Annotated in this window: 14 protein-coding genes and 1 pseudogene; 11 read left to right on the top strand and 4 right to left on the bottom strand. The window is 74.7% G+C overall.

Going from position 1 to position 15,217, the window contains the following annotated elements; translation table 11 throughout:
* The first annotated feature begins 138 nt into the window (after positions 1 to 138).
* The 7 genes from AB0P35_RS25305 to AB0P35_RS25275 all read left to right on the top strand — a co-directional run bounded on the left by AB0P35_RS25305 (position 139) and on the right by AB0P35_RS25275 (position 7,068).
* Positions 139 to 393, top strand: a complete 255-nt coding sequence (locus tag AB0P35_RS25305; RefSeq protein ID WP_363514606.1) for a hypothetical protein — start codon at positions 139 to 141, stop codon at positions 391 to 393.
* Positions 390 to 1,223, top strand: coding sequence for a carbohydrate ABC transporter permease (locus tag AB0P35_RS25300; protein WP_363514603.1), 834 nt, complete (start codon positions 390 to 392; stop codon positions 1,221 to 1,223). The genes AB0P35_RS25305 and AB0P35_RS25300 overlap by 4 nt, the downstream gene beginning before the upstream one ends.
* Positions 1,220 to 3,751, top strand: a complete 2,532-nt coding sequence (locus AB0P35_RS25295; protein WP_363514600.1) for a glycoside hydrolase family 3 C-terminal domain-containing protein — start codon at positions 1,220 to 1,222, stop codon at positions 3,749 to 3,751. The genes AB0P35_RS25300 and AB0P35_RS25295 overlap by 4 nt, the downstream gene beginning before the upstream one ends.
* A 163-nt stretch (positions 3,752 to 3,914) precedes the next feature.
* Positions 3,915 to 4,913, top strand: coding sequence for a Gfo/Idh/MocA family oxidoreductase (locus AB0P35_RS25290; protein WP_363514597.1), 999 nt, complete (start codon positions 3,915 to 3,917; stop codon positions 4,911 to 4,913).
* A gap of 23 nt (positions 4,914 to 4,936) precedes the next feature.
* Positions 4,937 to 5,437 (top strand): NUDIX hydrolase, encoded by a 501-nt coding sequence (locus tag AB0P35_RS25285; RefSeq protein WP_363514594.1) that lies wholly within the window; start codon positions 4,937 to 4,939, stop codon positions 5,435 to 5,437.
* Between the two features lie 50 nt (positions 5,438 to 5,487).
* Positions 5,488 to 6,075, top strand: a complete 588-nt coding sequence (locus AB0P35_RS25280) for a hypothetical protein (RefSeq protein ID WP_363514591.1) — start codon at positions 5,488 to 5,490, stop codon at positions 6,073 to 6,075.
* Between the two features lie 75 nt (positions 6,076 to 6,150).
* Complete coding sequence (locus tag AB0P35_RS25275; protein WP_363514588.1) at positions 6,151 to 7,068, top strand: ADP-ribosylglycohydrolase family protein; 918 nt, start codon at positions 6,151 to 6,153, stop codon at positions 7,066 to 7,068.
* 221 nt (positions 7,069 to 7,289) lie between these two features.
* Here AB0P35_RS25275 and AB0P35_RS25270 read toward each other — a convergent pair.
* Both AB0P35_RS25270 and AB0P35_RS25265 read right to left on the bottom strand, forming a co-directional pair.
* A pseudogene (locus AB0P35_RS25270) lies at positions 7,290 to 7,550 on the bottom strand (SDR family NAD(P)-dependent oxidoreductase); the annotation flags it as partial.
* 75 nt (positions 7,551 to 7,625) lie between these two features.
* Positions 7,626 to 8,162 carry a GNAT family protein gene (locus AB0P35_RS25265; RefSeq protein ID WP_363514585.1) on the bottom strand — a complete coding sequence of 179 codons (537 nt, stop codon included), beginning with the start codon at positions 8,160 to 8,162 and terminating at the stop codon, positions 7,626 to 7,628.
* Between the two features lie 281 nt (positions 8,163 to 8,443).
* Here AB0P35_RS25265 and AB0P35_RS25260 point away from each other — a divergent pair, with 281 nt between their 5' ends.
* Positions 8,444 to 10,075, top strand: a complete 1,632-nt coding sequence (locus tag AB0P35_RS25260; RefSeq protein ID WP_363514582.1) for a M4 family metallopeptidase — start codon at positions 8,444 to 8,446, stop codon at positions 10,073 to 10,075.
* 78 nt (positions 10,076 to 10,153) lie between these two features.
* Here AB0P35_RS25260 and AB0P35_RS25255 read toward each other — a convergent pair whose 3' ends face one another.
* Positions 10,154 to 10,555, bottom strand: a complete 402-nt coding sequence (locus tag AB0P35_RS25255) for a PPOX class F420-dependent oxidoreductase (RefSeq protein ID WP_363514579.1) — start codon at positions 10,553 to 10,555, stop codon at positions 10,154 to 10,156.
* A gap of 107 nt (positions 10,556 to 10,662) precedes the next feature.
* Here AB0P35_RS25255 and AB0P35_RS25250 point away from each other — a divergent pair, with 107 nt between their 5' ends.
* The 3 genes from AB0P35_RS25250 (at position 10,663) to AB0P35_RS25240 (ending at position 13,778) form a co-directional block, all read left to right on the top strand.
* Positions 10,663 to 12,084, top strand: coding sequence for a DUF2252 domain-containing protein (locus AB0P35_RS25250; RefSeq protein ID WP_363514576.1), 1,422 nt, complete (start codon positions 10,663 to 10,665; stop codon positions 12,082 to 12,084).
* Between the two features lie 219 nt (positions 12,085 to 12,303).
* On the top strand, positions 12,304 to 13,506 hold the full coding sequence (locus tag AB0P35_RS25245; RefSeq protein WP_363514573.1) for a cytochrome P450: 1,203 nt from the start codon (positions 12,304 to 12,306) through the stop codon (positions 13,504 to 13,506).
* Positions 13,503 to 13,778 (top strand): ferredoxin, encoded by a 276-nt coding sequence (locus AB0P35_RS25240; protein WP_363514570.1) that lies wholly within the window; start codon positions 13,503 to 13,505, stop codon positions 13,776 to 13,778. The genes AB0P35_RS25245 and AB0P35_RS25240 overlap by 4 nt, the downstream gene beginning before the upstream one ends.
* A 49-nt stretch (positions 13,779 to 13,827) precedes the next feature.
* On the opposite strand, the gene AB0P35_RS25235 is transcribed toward AB0P35_RS25240, so the two are convergent.
* Positions 13,828 to 15,039: an MFS transporter gene (locus AB0P35_RS25235; RefSeq protein ID WP_363514567.1), complete on the bottom strand. Its 1,212-nt coding sequence runs from the start codon at positions 15,037 to 15,039 to the stop codon at positions 13,828 to 13,830.
* Positions 15,040 to 15,217 lie beyond the last annotated feature (178 nt).

The raw sequence follows: 15,217 nt of genomic DNA, 5'->3' as shown, positions 1-15,217 counted from the left end.
CAGGCTCCACTCCGATGGGAGAGCGCTCTCCCAGGTCGATCCACCGACACCCTTCGGCGCCTTCTCGTGGAGCGCTCTCCCATGCGCGCTCCTGCCCCTCCCCCCGTGGCGACCGAACTTGCCGCAAGGAGCCCACCCATGCCCACGCCCCGCGTCGGCGCCCTGCAGCTCTTCGGCGAGCCGATGCTGTTCAGCCAGCAGCAGGACCCGACCACCGGCGGCTCCCAGCACCAGTTCCAGACCCTCGCGCTGTACTCGTACAACCAGTTCTGGGGCCGCTTCAAGTACGGCTACGGGGCCGCGGTCTCCTGGGCCATGTTCCTCCTGATCGTCGTCGTGGTGGCCGCCGACCTGCTGGCCGCCCGCCGGATGAAGGGGGTCGACGCCTCGTGAGCCGCAACCGCCAACTCTCGGCCGGCAGGGGCGTGTACGCCACCCTCGCGGTCGGCGTGCTGCTGTCCGTCTTCCCGCTGTACTGGACGGTCGTCGCCGCCTCCCGGAACAACACCGACATCCACCGGATGCCGCCCGTGCTGCTGCCCGGCGGCAACCTGCTGCACAACATCGGCGAGGCCTTCCGGCAGACCGACACGGGCCTCGCCCTGCTCAACTCGCTGATCGTCTCCTCGACCGTCACCGCCTGCGTGGTGCTGACCAGTTCGCTGGCCGGCTTCGCCTTCGCCAAACTGCCCTTCCGAGGCCGCAGTCCGCTGCTCGCCTCGGTGGTCGCGACGATGATGGTGCCGACCCAGCTCGGCATCATCCCGCTCTACATCATGATGGCGAACTGGTTCCACTGGGCCGACCACCTGCAGGCGCTGATCGTGCCGGCCGTGGCCAACGCCTTCGGTGTCTTCTTCATGCGGCAGTACCTCGTCACCGCCGTGCCGGACGAACTCCTCGACGCCGCCCGGATGGACGGCTGCACCACCCGCGGCCTGTTCTGGCACGTCGCGCTGCCCGCGGCCCGGCCCGCGATGGCGGTGCTCGGCATGCTGACCTTCATGGCCACCTGGAACGACTTCTACTGGCCCAAGGTCGTGATGACCCAGCAGAACCCCACCATCCAGCTGACCCTCTCCGAACTGGCCGGCGGCTACATCAAGGACTACTCGCTCGTGCTCACCGGTGCCCTGGTCGGCAGCCTGCCGGTGATCGCCGTCTTCGCCCTGATGGGACGTCAGATCATCGACGGGATCATGCAGGGGGCGATGAAGGGATGACCGCCGTCGACACCCCCGGGCGCTCCCCCTCCCCGGGAGCCGTCGGGCCCGAGGACCTCGACACCACGCGCAGGGCTCGCCTGGTCTCCGGCGGCGGCACCTTCCGCACCAGCGCCGAACCCGTCCTGGGACTGCGCCCGATCGTCACCTCGGACGGCCCGATCGGCGTCCGCGGCGAGCGCTGGGACGAGACCGACACCGCCCTCGCCCTCCCCTCCCCCACCGCGATGGCGGCCAGTTGGGACGAGGAGCTCGTCCGGGAGCTCGGCGCGCTGCTGGCCGCCGAGGCTCGCCGCAAGGGCGTCGACGTGCTGCTCGCGCCCACCCTCAACCTGCACCGATCCCCCTTCGCCGGGCGGAACTTCGAGTGCTTCGCCGAGGACCCGCTGCTGACCGGCCGGATCGGCGCCGCCTACGTCCGCGGGGTGCAGGGTGGCGGGGTCGCCGCCACCGCCAAGCACTACGTCGGCAACGAGTCCGAGACCGAACGGCTGACCCTGGACGCGGTGATCGACGAACGCACCCTGCGCGAGGTCTACCTGGCGCCCTTCGAAGCCGCCGTCCGGGCCGGCGTGTGGGCGGTGATGTCGGCGTACAACGGCGTCAACGGCCGCTCCATGAGCGAGAGTCCACTGCTCGCCGAGCCGCTCAAGGGCGAGTGGGGCTTCGACGGGCTGGTGGTCTCCGACTGGGGGGCCGTCCGCAGCACCGAGGCCGCCGGGGCGGCCGCCGTCGACCTCGCCATGCCCGGCCCCAACGAGCACTGGGGCGAGCGGCTGGCCGAGGCCGTCCGGGCCGGGCGGGTGCCGGAGTCCGCCCTGGACGACAAGGTGCGCCGACTGCTGCGGCTGGCCCGTCGGGTCGGCGCACTGGACGGCACCCTCGGCGGCACGCTGGACGACATGCGCGACGGCGCCCCGGTGCGGACCCGATCGGTGCGCGAGCCCGCGGCGGACCGCGCCCTGCTGCGGCGGGCCGCGGCCGCCGGCGCCGTGCTGCTCACCAACCGCGGCGGCACGCTGCCGCTGGACCCGAAGCGGCTGCGCCGGATCGCCGTCCTCGGCCCCGGCGCGGCGGCCGCACGGATCCAGGGCGGCGGCAGCGCCTCGGTCTACCCTTCCGCGGTGGTCTCGCCGCTGGACGGCATCCGGGCGGCCCTGCCCGAAGACGTCGAGCTGACCCATGCGGCCGGCGTCCGGACCTCGGTGCGGCCCACACCCGTCACGGCAGCCGACTGCCGCAACCCGGTGACCGGCGGAACCGGCGTCCACGTCCGCTTCCTGGACGCGGCGGGCGCCGTGCTGCACACCGAGGACCGGCCGAGCGGACGCTCCTTCGAGGTCGACGAGGCCGTCGACCTCACCGCCCTGCACAGCGTCGAACTGCGGACGGTGCTGCGCGCCCCCGCCGCCGGGCGATGGCGGCTCGGTGTCGTCGGGCTCGGCGCCGTCCGGCTGCGGGTGGACGGCCGGACGGCGCTCGACGACTACGTGCCGCCGGAGTCCGACGACCCGACCTACCTGCATGTCGCGCCGTCCTTCCGGCAGGCCGAGGTCGAGCTGGCGGCCGGGCAGGAGGTCGAGCTGGCGGCCCGCCGGACCGTCGAGCCCGGGCACGGCCGGGTCGTCGCGCTGACCGCCGACGCCCCGGCCGGCATCCCCGAGGAGGAGCTCGCCGCGGCCGTCGCGCTCGCCCGGGAGGCCGACGCGGTCGTGGTCGTGGTCGGCACCTCCGAGCAGCACGAGAGCGAGGGCTTCGACCGCACCGCGCTCGGCCTGCCGGGTGCGCAGAACGCCCTGGTCGGTGCGGTGGCGGCGGCCAACCCGGCGACCGTCGTGGTGGTGAACTCCGGCGGACCGGTGCTGATGCCCTGGCGCGGAGAGGCCGCGGCCGTGCTGCTCGGCTGGTTCCCCGGGCAGGAGGGCGGCGACGCCCTCGCCGACGTGCTCTTCGGCCGCGCCGAGCCCGGCGGCCGGCTGCCCGCCACGTGGCCCGCGACCGGCGACGGCCCGGCCGTCGCCGGTACCCGGCCACGGGACGGCGTGCTCGCCTACCGCGAGGGCCTGCACCTCGGCCACCGCGGCTGGCTGCGGGCCGGCGCCGAACCGGCGTACTGGTTCGGCCACGGGCTCGGCTACGGCCGGTGGGAGTACCTCGCCGTGGAGGTGCCGCAACGCGTCGCCCCCGGTACCGGGTTCACCGTCCGCGCCGTGCTGCGCAACACCGGCGTGCGGAGCTCGCGCGAGGTGGTGCAGGTGTACCTGGCACGGCCCGGCAGTTCGGTGGACCGGCCGGTGCGGTGGCTGGCCGGGTTCGCGGCGGTGCGGGCCGAACCGGAGCAGCGGGTCGAGGCCCGGATCGAGGTCGCGCCGCGGGCCCTGGCGCACTGGTCGGTCGAGGAACGTCGCTGGCTGGCCGAAAGGGGCGGCTTCACGGTGCTGGTCGGGCCGTCCTGCGGCGAGGTGCCGCTGTCCGCGACCGTGGAGGTCGTCGCGGCCCGGGGCCCGGGCCCGGCGGTCGCGGGGTGACTGCTCCGGCGGTGACCGGTGGGCGGACGGGGGTCCCGTCGGCCGGTCACCGCCGGTTAGGCTGACCGCCGATTCGGAGAGCGCTTCCCTGGCAATCGGTACGGCCTGCGCCGCGCTGCCGAACCGTACCGCCGACCTTCACCGACCATTGGGGAGCAGCCGCATGGAGCCCGTCGCCGACCGTCCGATCCGCTGGGGCATCCTCGCGACCGGGGGCATCGCCGCCTCGTTCACCGAGGACCTGCTGGACGTGCCGGGCGCCGAGGTGGTCGCCGTGGCCTCCCGCTCCGCGGAGGGCGCCCGGGCGTTCGCCGACCGCTTCGGTGTACCGCGCGCGTACGGCAGTTGGCGGGAGCTGGCGGCCGACGGCGACGTGGACGTGGTGTACGTGGCCACCCCGCACACCCACCACCACCGTGCGACCGCGCTGCTGCTGGACGCCGGTCGGTCGGTGCTCTGCGAGAAGCCGTTCACGCTGAGCGCGCCCCAGACGGAGGAGCTGATCTCGACCGCGCGCAAGCGCGGGCTCTTCCTGATGGAGGCGATGTGGACCTACCTGGATCCGACGGTGCGCCGGATCACCGAGCTGGTCGCGGACGGCGCGATCGGCGAGATCCGGTCGGTGCACGCCGACTTCGGCTTCCCGGCGGAGTTCGACCCCGCGCACCGGCTGTGGGACCCGGCGCTCGGCGGCGGCGCCCTGCTCGACCTCGGCGTCTACCCGGTGGCCTTCGCCCAGTTGCTCCTCGGCGCGCCGGAGTCGGTGCACGCCTGGGCGCAGCTCACCCCGCAGGGCGTGGACGCCAACACGGCGATCGTCCTCGGCCACGCGAGCGGCGCGACGGCGCTGCTGGGCTGCTCGCTGACCGCGCAGAGCGGGCAGCGGGCGACCGTCCAGGGCTCGGCCGGGCGGATCGAGATCGAGCGGGACTTCTTCCACCCGGACGGCTTCGTGCTGCACCGGGCGGGCCGCGAGCCGGAGGAGTTCCGGGCGGCGCCGCGGGTCGGCCACGGGTACGGCCCGGAGGCCGCCGAGGTCGGCCGCTGCCTGCGGGCGGGACTGACCGAGTCGCCGTTGGTGCCGCTGGACGGTTCGCTCGCGGTGATGCGTACGCTGGACGCGGTCCGGGACCGGATCGGGGTGCGTTACCCCGGCGAGTGAGCCCCGGCCAGGAGGGGGCTGCTGTGGAACTGCTGCCGACCGCGGAGTTCGTCCGGACGCTTCCGCACGGCACGGTGTTCGCCGCCGCCCATCTCACCGACGCGGACGGCAATCCGCTGATGCTGCGGTCGGTGTACGACCCGGAACTGTGGCAGCTGCCCGGCGGGAACCTGGACTTCGGCGAGGACCCGTGGGGCTGCGCGCGGCGGGAGACCTGGGAGGAGACCGGCCTGGTGCTGCCGGAGGGGCCCGGCCGGCTGCTCACCGTGATGTTCGCGCCGCCGGTCGGCGAGCTGCCGTTCAAGATCGGTTTCGTGTTCGACGGCGGGGCGCTGGACGAGGCGCAGCTCGCGGCCCTTCGCACCGACCCGGCCGAGCACACCGGCTTCCTGGTGCAACCGATGGCGGACTGGGCGGCCGAGCTGACACCGCGCCGGATGCGGTTCCTGGAGTCGGTGGACCGGGCCCGGCGCACCGGCCAGGCGGACTACCTGTACCTGGGGCCGATCGGCGGCAAGCGGTGAGACTGCCGATCCGGGTGCACACGGTGCGGCTCGGCGCGCAGGAATACCGGGTGATCCGACCGCGCCACGCCCTGGAGCGGGCCGTGCTGCTCGACCAGGACCACTTCCTGAACGGCTGGTTCGACCGCGTCGCGGCGCGGACGATCGGCGGGCTGTGGCTGCTGGCGGCCCGCTCGCCGCGGTCGCTGGTCCATGTGCCGATCCGCGGCAACCGGCCGCCGGAGAGTGCAGCCGAGGGTGAGCCGTTGGACCTGGTGCTGCTGCACCACTCCTTGCAGTTCGCGCCGGCCCGGTGGAAGGAGCTGCGGGCCCGGTCGGGCGCCGGGGTGCCGCAGACCGCGGACCTGCCGGAGGCGGAACTCGCCGGCCCGGAGCCCGACTACGAGGCCCGGCGGCACCGCGGGTACCGGGACCGGTTCCACCAGCACGTGGCCGCCGGGACACTCTTCATGACCGGCAGCGCCCCGGCCTTCCGGGAGACCGCCGACCGCTTCCTGGACGTGGCCCGCCGCGGCCCCGCCCACATCCGCGCGTACCCCGCCTCCCCGCACTACTGCGCCGAGATCCACTTCTTGGAGGGCGTCATCGCCAACGGCCGGGGCCTGCACCTGGAGTACTGCGAGGACTGGGCAGCCTGACCCGCGGTCCGCGGTCCGCGGGCCGCGGCCCGAAAGGGAGTGCGCGGGCAGGCCGCGGGTTGGCAGGATGCGCGGATGATCCCTTCCGACGCCGCTCGTGACTCCCTGGAGGGCCTGGCCCTCGGTGACGCCTTCGGAGAGCGGTGGTTCCCGCTGTTCCGGCCGGCGCGGCACGCCTTCGACTCCATCCGGGCCCGCCGGACCCCGGAGGAGTCGCCCTGGCACTGGACGGACGACACCGCCATGGCGCTCGCGCTCTACCGCGTCCTGGTGGCGTACGACGCCGTGCACCAGGACGACCTGGCCCTCTCCTTCGCCGTGATGTACCGGCAGGACCCGTACCGCGGCTACGGGGCCGGGATGCACCAGCTGCTGCCCAAGCTGGATCTGCGGCCGTCGAGTTGGCGGTCGGCGGCCCGGGAGCTGTTCGACGGCTCGGGCAGCCTCGGCAACGGCGCGGCGATGCGGGTGGCACCGCTCGGCGCCTGGTTCTGCGCGGACCTGGAAGAGGTGGCCGAGCAGGCCGCGTTCTCCGCCGAGATCACCCACGCCCATCCGGAGGGCGTCGCGGGGGCGGTCGCGGTGGCGGTGGCCGCCGCGCTCGCGGCGCGCAGCCGCGGTACGGCCGTGCCGGACGGCGCCGACCTGCTGCGGGAGGTCGCCGCTCGGACGCCGGAGGGCGCCGTCCGCGAGGGCCTGTGCGCGGCGGCCGAACTCCCGCCGGAGACCGAGGCGTGGCGGGCGGCGGACGTCCTCGGCAACGGGCAGCGGATCGAGGCGGGCGACACCGTCCCGTTCGCCCTCTGGTCCGCCGCACACCACCTCGACAGCCTCACCGACGCCCTGTGGACCACCGCCGAGGGCCTCGGCGACGTCGACACCACCTGTGCCATCACCGGCGGCACCGTCGCCGCCCGCACCGGCCTCACCGCCCTCCCCCGCACCTGGCTGGACCGCCGCGAGGCCCTGCCGGCCTGGCTCGACGCGGCCTGAGGGCGCGGCCCGAGGCGGCACGGCAGCGCTCGCCGCCGTGCCGCCGTCAGGCGTCGCGGAGGATGCGGCGGGCGGTGGCGGGGCTGAGGCGGTTGATCGCGAGGAGGGCGTGAGGCGCCGATCGGGACGGTGCGGCGGCGGGCACGCAGGCCTCGGGGGATGGCCTCGGCTGCGGCCTCGGCGGTGAGCTTGCGGGCGGGGCCCTCGCGGCCGGCGGTCATCGGGGTGTCCACCAGCGGCAGCACGATCTCCTGGACCAGGACGTGCGGGGTGGCGGCCTCCGCCCGGTAGCGGAGGGCGTCGAGCAGGGTGTGCAGGCCGACCTTGGTCGCGCAGTGGACGGGTGCGCTGCGCTTGGGGGCATAGCCGAGTCCGGAGCCCACCGCGACGAACGCGGCTGACGGGCGGGCGGCGAGGTGAGGCCGGGCCGCGGCGGCGAGTTCGGCGACCGAGGTGAGGTTGACGGCGATCTCGCCGCGGATGCGCTCCAGCAGCTTCGGGTCGGGCCCGTCGGGAGTTCGCCGAACGGCAGGAGGGCCTCGGTCACGGCCGTGTGTTCACCTCGGTGCGCCGCCGGGCCGCTCCGCGCGGAGCATGGAGAAGATCACCTGATCGTGCCACCGGCCGCCGCGCCACTGCGCGGAGCGCAGCACGCCCTCCCTGACGAAGCCGGCCTTCTCCAACGCGCGCTGCTCGGCGAGGTTGGCGCAGTCCGTCCAGGCTTGGAGCCGTTCGGCCCTGGTGTGGTCGAAGAGGTACTCGGCCAGCAGCCGCTGGGCCCGGGTGCCCATGCCGCGGCCGTGCGCGGCGGGCACCAGTCCGATCGCCAGGGTCCAGCAGGTGGACGTGGCGGGCCGCCCCCAGGTGCCGGCGAACCACTCGACCCTGCCCACCGTCCGGCCCGCCTCCGCGACGGAGAGCACGCCGCCGTCGGGGCCGAGCAGGCCGGTCTCCGCGAACTGCCGGCGCAGGCCGGCCGGTGAACCGAAGCCGAACCACTGGTACTCGCCTGTCCCCTCCGGCCCGTTGAACTCGCGCTCGAACAGGTCGAGGTCGTCGGTGGTCACCGGGCGCAGGGTGATCTCGTCGGACATGGAACGGCTCCTGATCCTCTCGAACCACGGGGTTCGCCCCCGGATGGCCGGCGTGGGCAACGGCACCCGACTCTTCCACACATCGAGCCGCGCCCCTTGTGGCTGCCCCTGACGGTTCGTCGTGCAGGCGGTCTTTACGGGAACTGTCCTGAACATGTAAAACAACGTACTCCGGCGGCACCCCTCCCGCCGTGACCCCCTCTCAGGTTCGGCGCCACGCTCCCCGGGCTCCGCGCACACCCCTCGCGGTGCCCGTACCTCCCCACACACCGAGGAGCACGATGCGCATTCCCCGCAGCACCGCCGTGGCCACCGCCGCCGTCGTCGTGGCGGGCGCACTGGTGTCCGCCGCCGCACCGTCCGCGGGTGCGGCCGACCGTCCGGTTCCGGCGCCGCAGGCGGTTGCCGCCGCCGAGGCGGCGATGGCCTCGCACGCAGCCCAACTCGGCGTCGGCGAGCGGCAGTCCAGTTCGGTCCGGGATGTCGTCACGGACGCCGACGGCAGTCGGCACGTCCGGTTCGACCGCAGCTACGCCGGCCTGCCGGTGCTCGGCGGCGACCTGGTCGTGCACCTGGGGCCGGACGGCTCCTACCGCGGCGCGGACCGTGCGGCGACCACCGATCTGGCGGTGCCGTCCACCACGCCGTCCGTCTCCAAGGAGGCCGCCGCCGCGCAGGCGGGCGCGGAGCTCGTCCGCGCCGTGCCCGGCCGGACCACCGTCCAGCAGGGCGCGCAGCCGCAGTTGGTGGTGGACGCGCGGTCCGGCACCCCACGGCTGGCCTGGCAGACCACCGCCGCCGGCACCGACTACCTGGGCAACCCGGTGGCCCGGACGGTACTGACCGACGCGCGGACGGGCGCCAGGATCGACGCCTGGGACGGCCTGGAGACGGCGGCCGGCGACGGCGCCTCGCTGTACGGCGGGACGGTGCCGCTGGAGACCACCGCCTCCGGCAGCACCTTCCAGTTGAAGGACCCGACCCGCGGCAACACCTACACCGGTGACGCGGCCAACAAGACGGACCTGTGCTTCGGTTCGATCTGCTTCAGCCGGGCGCCCGCCACGCTGTTCACCGACGCGGACAACCACTGGGGCAGCGGCGCCAACACCGACCGGGCGACCGCCGCCGTCGACGCGCAGTACGGCACCAACACCACCTGGGACTACTACAAGAACGTGCACGGGCGCTCCGGCATCGCGGGCGACGGCAAGGGCTCGTACAACCGGGTGCACTACGGCAGCAACTACAACAACGCCTTCTGGCAGGACAGTTGCTTCTGCATGACGTACGGCGACGGCGACGGCTCGATCTTCGGGCCGCTGGTGTCGCTGGACGTGGCCGGGCACGAGATGTCGCACGGCGTGACCTCGCGCAGTGCCAAGCTCAACTACTCGGGCGAGTCCGGCGGTCTGAACGAGGCGACCTCCGACATCATGGGCACTCTCGTCGAGTGGTACGCGGCGAACGCCGCCGACCCGGGCGACTACCTGATCGGCGAGGAGATCGTGAAGTCCGGCTTCGGCAAGCCCGCGCTGCGCTTCATGGACCAGCCGTCCAGGGACACCAAGTCCGCGGACTGCTGGAGTTCGGGCGTCGGCAACCTGGACGTGCACTACTCCTCGGGCGTGGCCAACCACTTCGCGTACCTGCTCGCGGAGGGCAGCGGCGCCAAGGTGGTCAACGGGGTGTCGTACAACAGCCCGACCTGCAACGGCTCCACCGTCTCCGGCATCGGCCGGGACGCGCTGGGCAAGGTCTGGTACCGGGCGCTGACCGTCTACATGACGTCCACCACGAACTACTCCGGTGCCCGGACGGCCACCCTCAAGGCCGCGACCGACCTGTACGGCGCGGGCAGCACCGAGTACGCGGCGGTCGCCGCGGCCTGGTCGGCGGTCAACGTGGGCTGAGCAGCCGAGCAGGCAGGCGCCCCGCTCCCCCGGATCCTGGCCGGCGGAGCGGGGCGCCGCGCGTTCGGGGCGGCGCGCTCAGGCCCGGCCGAGCGCGCGGTCGACCCGGATCTCGATCACCACGCGGTCCGGGTTCACCCGCGGCGGACGGTACCGCTCGGTGTAGCGGGCCACCGCGTCGGCGACCGCGTCCGGGTCCTGGCTGACCGTCGCCACGCCCTCCAGGGTCGCCCAGCGCGCCCGGTCGACCTGGCAGAGCGCCACCCGCGCCCCGCCCTCGCCGGCCTCGGCCACATTGCGGGCCTTGCGGCTGGTCCGGCTGCTGATCACCCGGGCGGTCAGCGTCTCCGGGTCGAAGGTCGCGCCGACCGGCACCACGTGCGGCGTGCCGTCGGGGCGCAGCGTGGTGAGGGTGCACAGCTGGTACTCGCGCCAGAAGGCGAGGTAGGCGTCGTCGAGCGCGCGCAGGTCATGGGCCATGACCCGCATGTTACGGACCCGGTACGCCCTCGCTGCCTGCCGGGGAGCCTCCGGCGGTAGCGTGCTGGGCTGCAGTAGCGTGATCGACCAGAGGAAACGGAGTGCCGGTGGTGGGGTTGGCCGAGCAGACGGCGGGTGGGGCGATCTTCGGGCCGGTGGTGCCGGGCTTCGCGCCGTGGCCCCCGCAGGGGGACGGCAAGCAGCGCGGCAAGGCGCTCCGGGAGCGGGCGCCGCGGGCGGCGCACGCCCGGTTCGAGGTGTCGGCCGACCGGCCGACGGTGGCCGAGGCGGTGGCGGAGGCGAACATCGGGCGCCTGGAGCACCTGGTGCCGATAAGAGTGGGCCGGATGGCGGCCTCGCCGTTCGCCTTCCTGCGCGGATCGGCCGGGCTGATGGCCTTCGACCTGGCGGACAGCCCGGTGTCGGGGGTGGTGGCGCAGCTGTGCGGTGACGCGCATGCGGCGAATTTCGGCCTGTACGGGGACGCCCGCGGCCGGCTGGTGATCGACATCAACGACTTCGACGAGACCGCGCCGGGCCCGTGGGAGTGGGACCTGAAGCGGCTGGCGGCGAGCCTGGTGCTGGCGGGCCGGCAGGCCGGCGCGTCGGAGGACGTGTGCCGGCAGGCGGCGTTCCACGCCTCGTCCTCGTACCGGAGGACGGTGCGCAAGCTGGCGAAGCTGCCCGCGCTGGACGCCTGGAACGCGATCGCCGACGAGCACCTGGTGGCCTTCGCCGAGGCGCACGACCTGGCGGGGGTGCTGGAGGCGGTGGCGGAGAAGGCTCTGCGCAACACCAGTGCCCGGTTCGCGGCGAAGTCGACGGTCCGTCAGGAGGACGGCAGCTGGCGGTTCACGCCGGCGCCGCCGGTGCTGAGCCGGGTGCCGGAGGCGGAGGCCGCGGCGGTGGCGGGCTCGCTGGCGGCGTACCTGTCGACAGTGGCGCCGGAGATGCAGCCGCTGCTGAGCCGGTACAGCATCCAGGACGTGGCGTTCCGGATCGTCGGCACGGGCAGTGTCGGCACCCGGGCGTACGTGGTGCTGCTGGTCGACCAGCGGGAGCAGCCGCTGGTGCTGCAGGTGAAGGAGGCGCGGCCGTCGGTGCTGTTGCCGCACCTGGCCCGGGCCGGTTTCGCGGTCTCCGGCCTGCCGGGGCACGAGGGGCAGCGGGTGGTGCTCGGTCAGCGGCGCATCCAGGTGGTCTCCGACGTGCTGATGGGCTGGACGACCGTCGACGGCCTGCCGTACCAGGTGCGGCAGTTCCGCAACCGCAAGGGCAGTGTCGACCCGGCCGCGCTGCGCCCGGACCAGTTGGACGACTACGGCCGCCTGACCGGCGCGCTGCTCGCCCGGGCGCACACGCACACCGCGGACGCGGCGGTGCTCGCCGGGTACTGCGGCAGGAGCGAGGAGCTGGACGAGGCGATGGCGGCGTTCGCGGTGGCCTACGCGGACCGCAGCGAGGCCGACCATGCGGAGCTGCTGGCCGCGGTCCGGTCCGGGAAGCTCCCTGCGGAGAACGGAATCTGACGATTCGTTGGCCATCGGCGGACTCCGGTCCTCCGATGGCCGATTCGCGTCCTTCCGGCGCGTTCGTCGTACCCGTACGGTCGGGTGTCGGGACGGGTGCCGCGGCCGCGGTGCCCGCGCCACGGCCCGCACACACCTGCACGAGTGAACGCCCGGACCCACGCGTCCGCCTGCGGTCCACGCGGGCGGACGGCCGGGCGCCGACGCCTGGAGGACCGGATGACCACCGCGCGCCCCGCGGCCCCCGACATGCCCGCCCTCGTCCCGCTGCACTGCCTGCGCCACGCCGAACCCGGCCCGCCGCGGCTCGCCGCGCTGCCCACCGGCACGCCGGTCTGGGTGGTGACCCGGCACGCCGACGTCCGCCAGCTGCTGGCCGACCCGCGGCTGAACCGGGCCTCGCTGTTCGCCCCGGACGCGCCCGCCACCACGCTGGTGCCGAACCTGCTGGACGACCCGCAGGCGATGCTCAACCTGGACGGCGAGGAGCACCAGCGCCTGCGCCGCACCGTGCAGCGGGCGTTCACCCCGCGGGCGATCGCCCGCTGGCGGCCCTGGGTGGGCTCGGTGGTGGAGGACCTGCTCGACGGCCTGGAGGCGGCCGGCTCGCCCGCGGACGTGATCGGCGCGTTCAGCCGTCCGCTGCCGGTCGCGGTGATCAGCCGGCTGATGGGCCTGGACGGCCTCGACTACGAGCGGCTCGGCCGCTGGAGCGACCACGCGCTGTCGGCCACCGCGTACACGGCGGAGGAGATCCGGCAGGCGATGCAGGAGTTCGGCCGGTTCGGGCAGCAGGTCGTCGACGAGCGGCGCAAGGACCCGGGCGAGGACCTGGTGAGCAGCCTGGTCGAGGCCGCCGACCGCACCGAGGGCGTCACCGAGGCGCAGCTCGTCTCGCTGGTCTGCGGCCTGGTGGTCGCCGGGCACGAGACCACGATGACCTCGCTCGGCAACGCCCTGGTCTACCTGCTGTCGGACGGCTCCGGCGGCTGGGCCCGGATCGCGGCGAGCGAGGCGGAGGCGTCCGCGGCGGCCGAGCAGTTGCTGCGGGCGGTGCCGCTCGGCGACCAGCAGACCGCGCCGGGGCTGCTGCGCCGCGCGGTCGAGGACGTGGAGATCGGCGGGGTGCTGATCCCGGCCGGCAGTGTGGTCGCCGCGGACGCCCGCACGGCCAACCACGACCCGGCGGTCTACCCGGAGGGCATCCCGCTGTTCGAGCCGCTCGGCACGCCCAGCCTGACCTTCGGCGCGGGCCCGCACCACTGCCTCGGCGCCTGGCTGGCCCGGATGGAGCTGGAGCTGGCCCTGCACGGGCTGGCCCGACGCTTCCCGTCGCTGCGAGCGGTCGACGCGCCGGAGGCGATCGAGTGGCGGCGCGGCCTGCTCACCCGCAGCCCGCTGCGGCTGGCGGTGGCCTGGTGAGCGGAACGGCACAGGACGGGACGGCACAGGACGGCACGGCACGGAGCGACGGCCTGGAGGTGCGGGTGGACCGGGTCCGCTGCGTGGGCACCGGCCTGTGCGCGGCGGCCGCCCCGGGCGACGTCCTGCTCGGCCCGGACGGCAGGGCGCAGCCCCGGCACGCCACGGCCGAGGCCTCGGCGCGGCTGACCGACGCCGCCGAGATGTGCCCGACCGAGGCGCTGACGGTGCACCGGGTGGCGACCGGGGAGCTGGTCGCCCCGCTCGACTGAGCGCCGCGGCCGTGCCGGAGCCCTCCGTGGCGGGGGCTCCGGCAGGCCGTCAGTTCGGCTGCGGCTGCGGTGCCGTCCCGGCGGCGGTGGCGCCCGCGACGACGGCGGAGGGCCCGCCGCCGCGCCGGTCGGCCACCCAGGAGAGGGTGGCGATCGCGCAGCCGGCCAGCGCGAGGCCGGCGCCGACCAGGGTGGGCGAGGTCCAGCCCCAGCCGGCGCTCAGGGCGAGGCCGCCGAGCCAGGCGCCCTGGGCGTTGCCGAGGTTGAAGGCGCCCTGCACGGTGGCGGAGGCCAGCGTGGGCGCGTTCCTGGCCTTCTGCAGCACCAGGGTCTGCACGGTCGGCACCACGGCGAAGCCGAAGACACCGATCAGCACCACCGTCACGGCGGCCGACCACGCGGCGTGCGCGGTCACCGCGAAGACGCCGAGCGCGAGCGCCATCAGCAGGAAGGCCGCGCAGATGCTGGGCCGCAGCGCCCGGTCGGCGGCCCAGCCGCCGAGCGCGTTGCCGATGGTGAAGCCGACCCCGAACAGGGCGAGGACGAGCGTCACCGAGCTGTCCGCGAAGCCGGTGACCTCGGTGAGCAGCGGGGTGATGTAGCTGTAGCAGGCGAACAGGCCGGCGCAGCCGACGACGACGGTGGCCAGGGCGAGCCAGAGCTGTCCGCTGCGGAAGGCGGAGAGTTCGTGCCGCAGGCCGGCCTGCGGGTGGCTGGGCAGCGGCGGGACGAACCGGGCGATCGCCGCCGCGCCGAGGCCGCCGATCGCCACGACGACGAGCATGGCGGCGCGCCAGCCGAGCTGTTGGCCGAGCAGGGTGGCGGCGGGCACGCCGAGGATGTTCGCGACCGTCAGCCCGGAGAACATCACGGAGACCGCCCGGGCCCGCAGGTGCGGGGCGGCGAGCTCGGCGGCGGCGACCGCGCCGGCGCCGAAGAACGCGCCGTGCGGCAGGCCGGTGACCAGCCGGGCGGCGGCGAGGAAGGCGAAGTTCGGGGCGATCGCGCACAGCAGGTTGCCGACGGTGAACAGACCGGTCAGGCCGGTCAGGACGGCCTTGCGCGGCAGCCGGGCGCAGAGCACGGTGAGCAGCGGCGCACCGATGACCACGCCGAGCGCGTACAGCGAGACCAGCCAGCCCGCCTGCGGGATGGAGACGTGCAGGCCGTCGGCGATCTGCGGCAGCAGTCCCATCGCGGCGAACTCGGTGGTGCCGATGGCGAAGGCGGTGACGGCGAGGGCGACGAGCGCCAGGGGCATGAGGGGCTCCGGGGTGCGCCGGCGGTGCGGCGGCTTCGCTGGATCGGCGGGCGGTCGCCGCTGACCGTCCCGGGGCCGCGCCGATCCCGGGGGTGACGGCGGGGCGGGGAGGATTTCCCCCGGTCCGGTCGGGATCGGGCGTGTTCGTACCGGATGCTAGCGTCCGGCGCCCGGCCGC

The organism is Kitasatospora sp. NPDC085879 (assembly GCF_040686255.1).
In the GTDB taxonomy this organism is placed as follows: Bacteria; Actinomycetota; Actinomycetes; order Streptomycetales; family Streptomycetaceae; genus Kitasatospora.
This window is presented reverse-complemented; position numbering and strand designations above follow the sequence as displayed.

Bases quoted from the DNA above. Each gene is read 5' to 3' on its own strand.
- AB0P35_RS25305 (WP_363514606.1), top strand. From the start codon at position 139: ATGCCCACGCCCCGCGTCGGCGCCCTGCAGCTCTTCGGCGAGCCGATG.
- AB0P35_RS25295 (WP_363514600.1), top strand. From the start codon at position 1,220: ATGACCGCCGTCGACACCCCCGGGCGCTCCCCCTCCCCGGGAGCCGTC.
- AB0P35_RS25290 (WP_363514597.1), top strand. From the start codon at position 3,915: ATGGAGCCCGTCGCCGACCGTCCGATCCGCTGGGGCATCCTCGCGACC.
- AB0P35_RS25275 (WP_363514588.1), top strand. From the start codon at position 6,151: ATGATCCCTTCCGACGCCGCTCGTGACTCCCTGGAGGGCCTGGCCCTC.
- AB0P35_RS25265 (WP_363514585.1), bottom strand. From the start codon at position 8,162: ATGTCCGACGAGATCACCCTGCGCCCGGTGACCACCGACGACCTCGAC.
- AB0P35_RS25260 (WP_363514582.1), top strand. From the start codon at position 8,444: ATGCGCATTCCCCGCAGCACCGCCGTGGCCACCGCCGCCGTCGTCGTG.
- AB0P35_RS25255 (WP_363514579.1), bottom strand. From the start codon at position 10,555: ATGGCCCATGACCTGCGCGCGCTCGACGACGCCTACCTCGCCTTCTGG.
- AB0P35_RS25245 (WP_363514573.1), top strand. From the start codon at position 12,304: ATGACCACCGCGCGCCCCGCGGCCCCCGACATGCCCGCCCTCGTCCCG.
- AB0P35_RS25235 (WP_363514567.1), bottom strand. From the start codon at position 15,039: ATGCCCCTGGCGCTCGTCGCCCTCGCCGTCACCGCCTTCGCCATCGGC.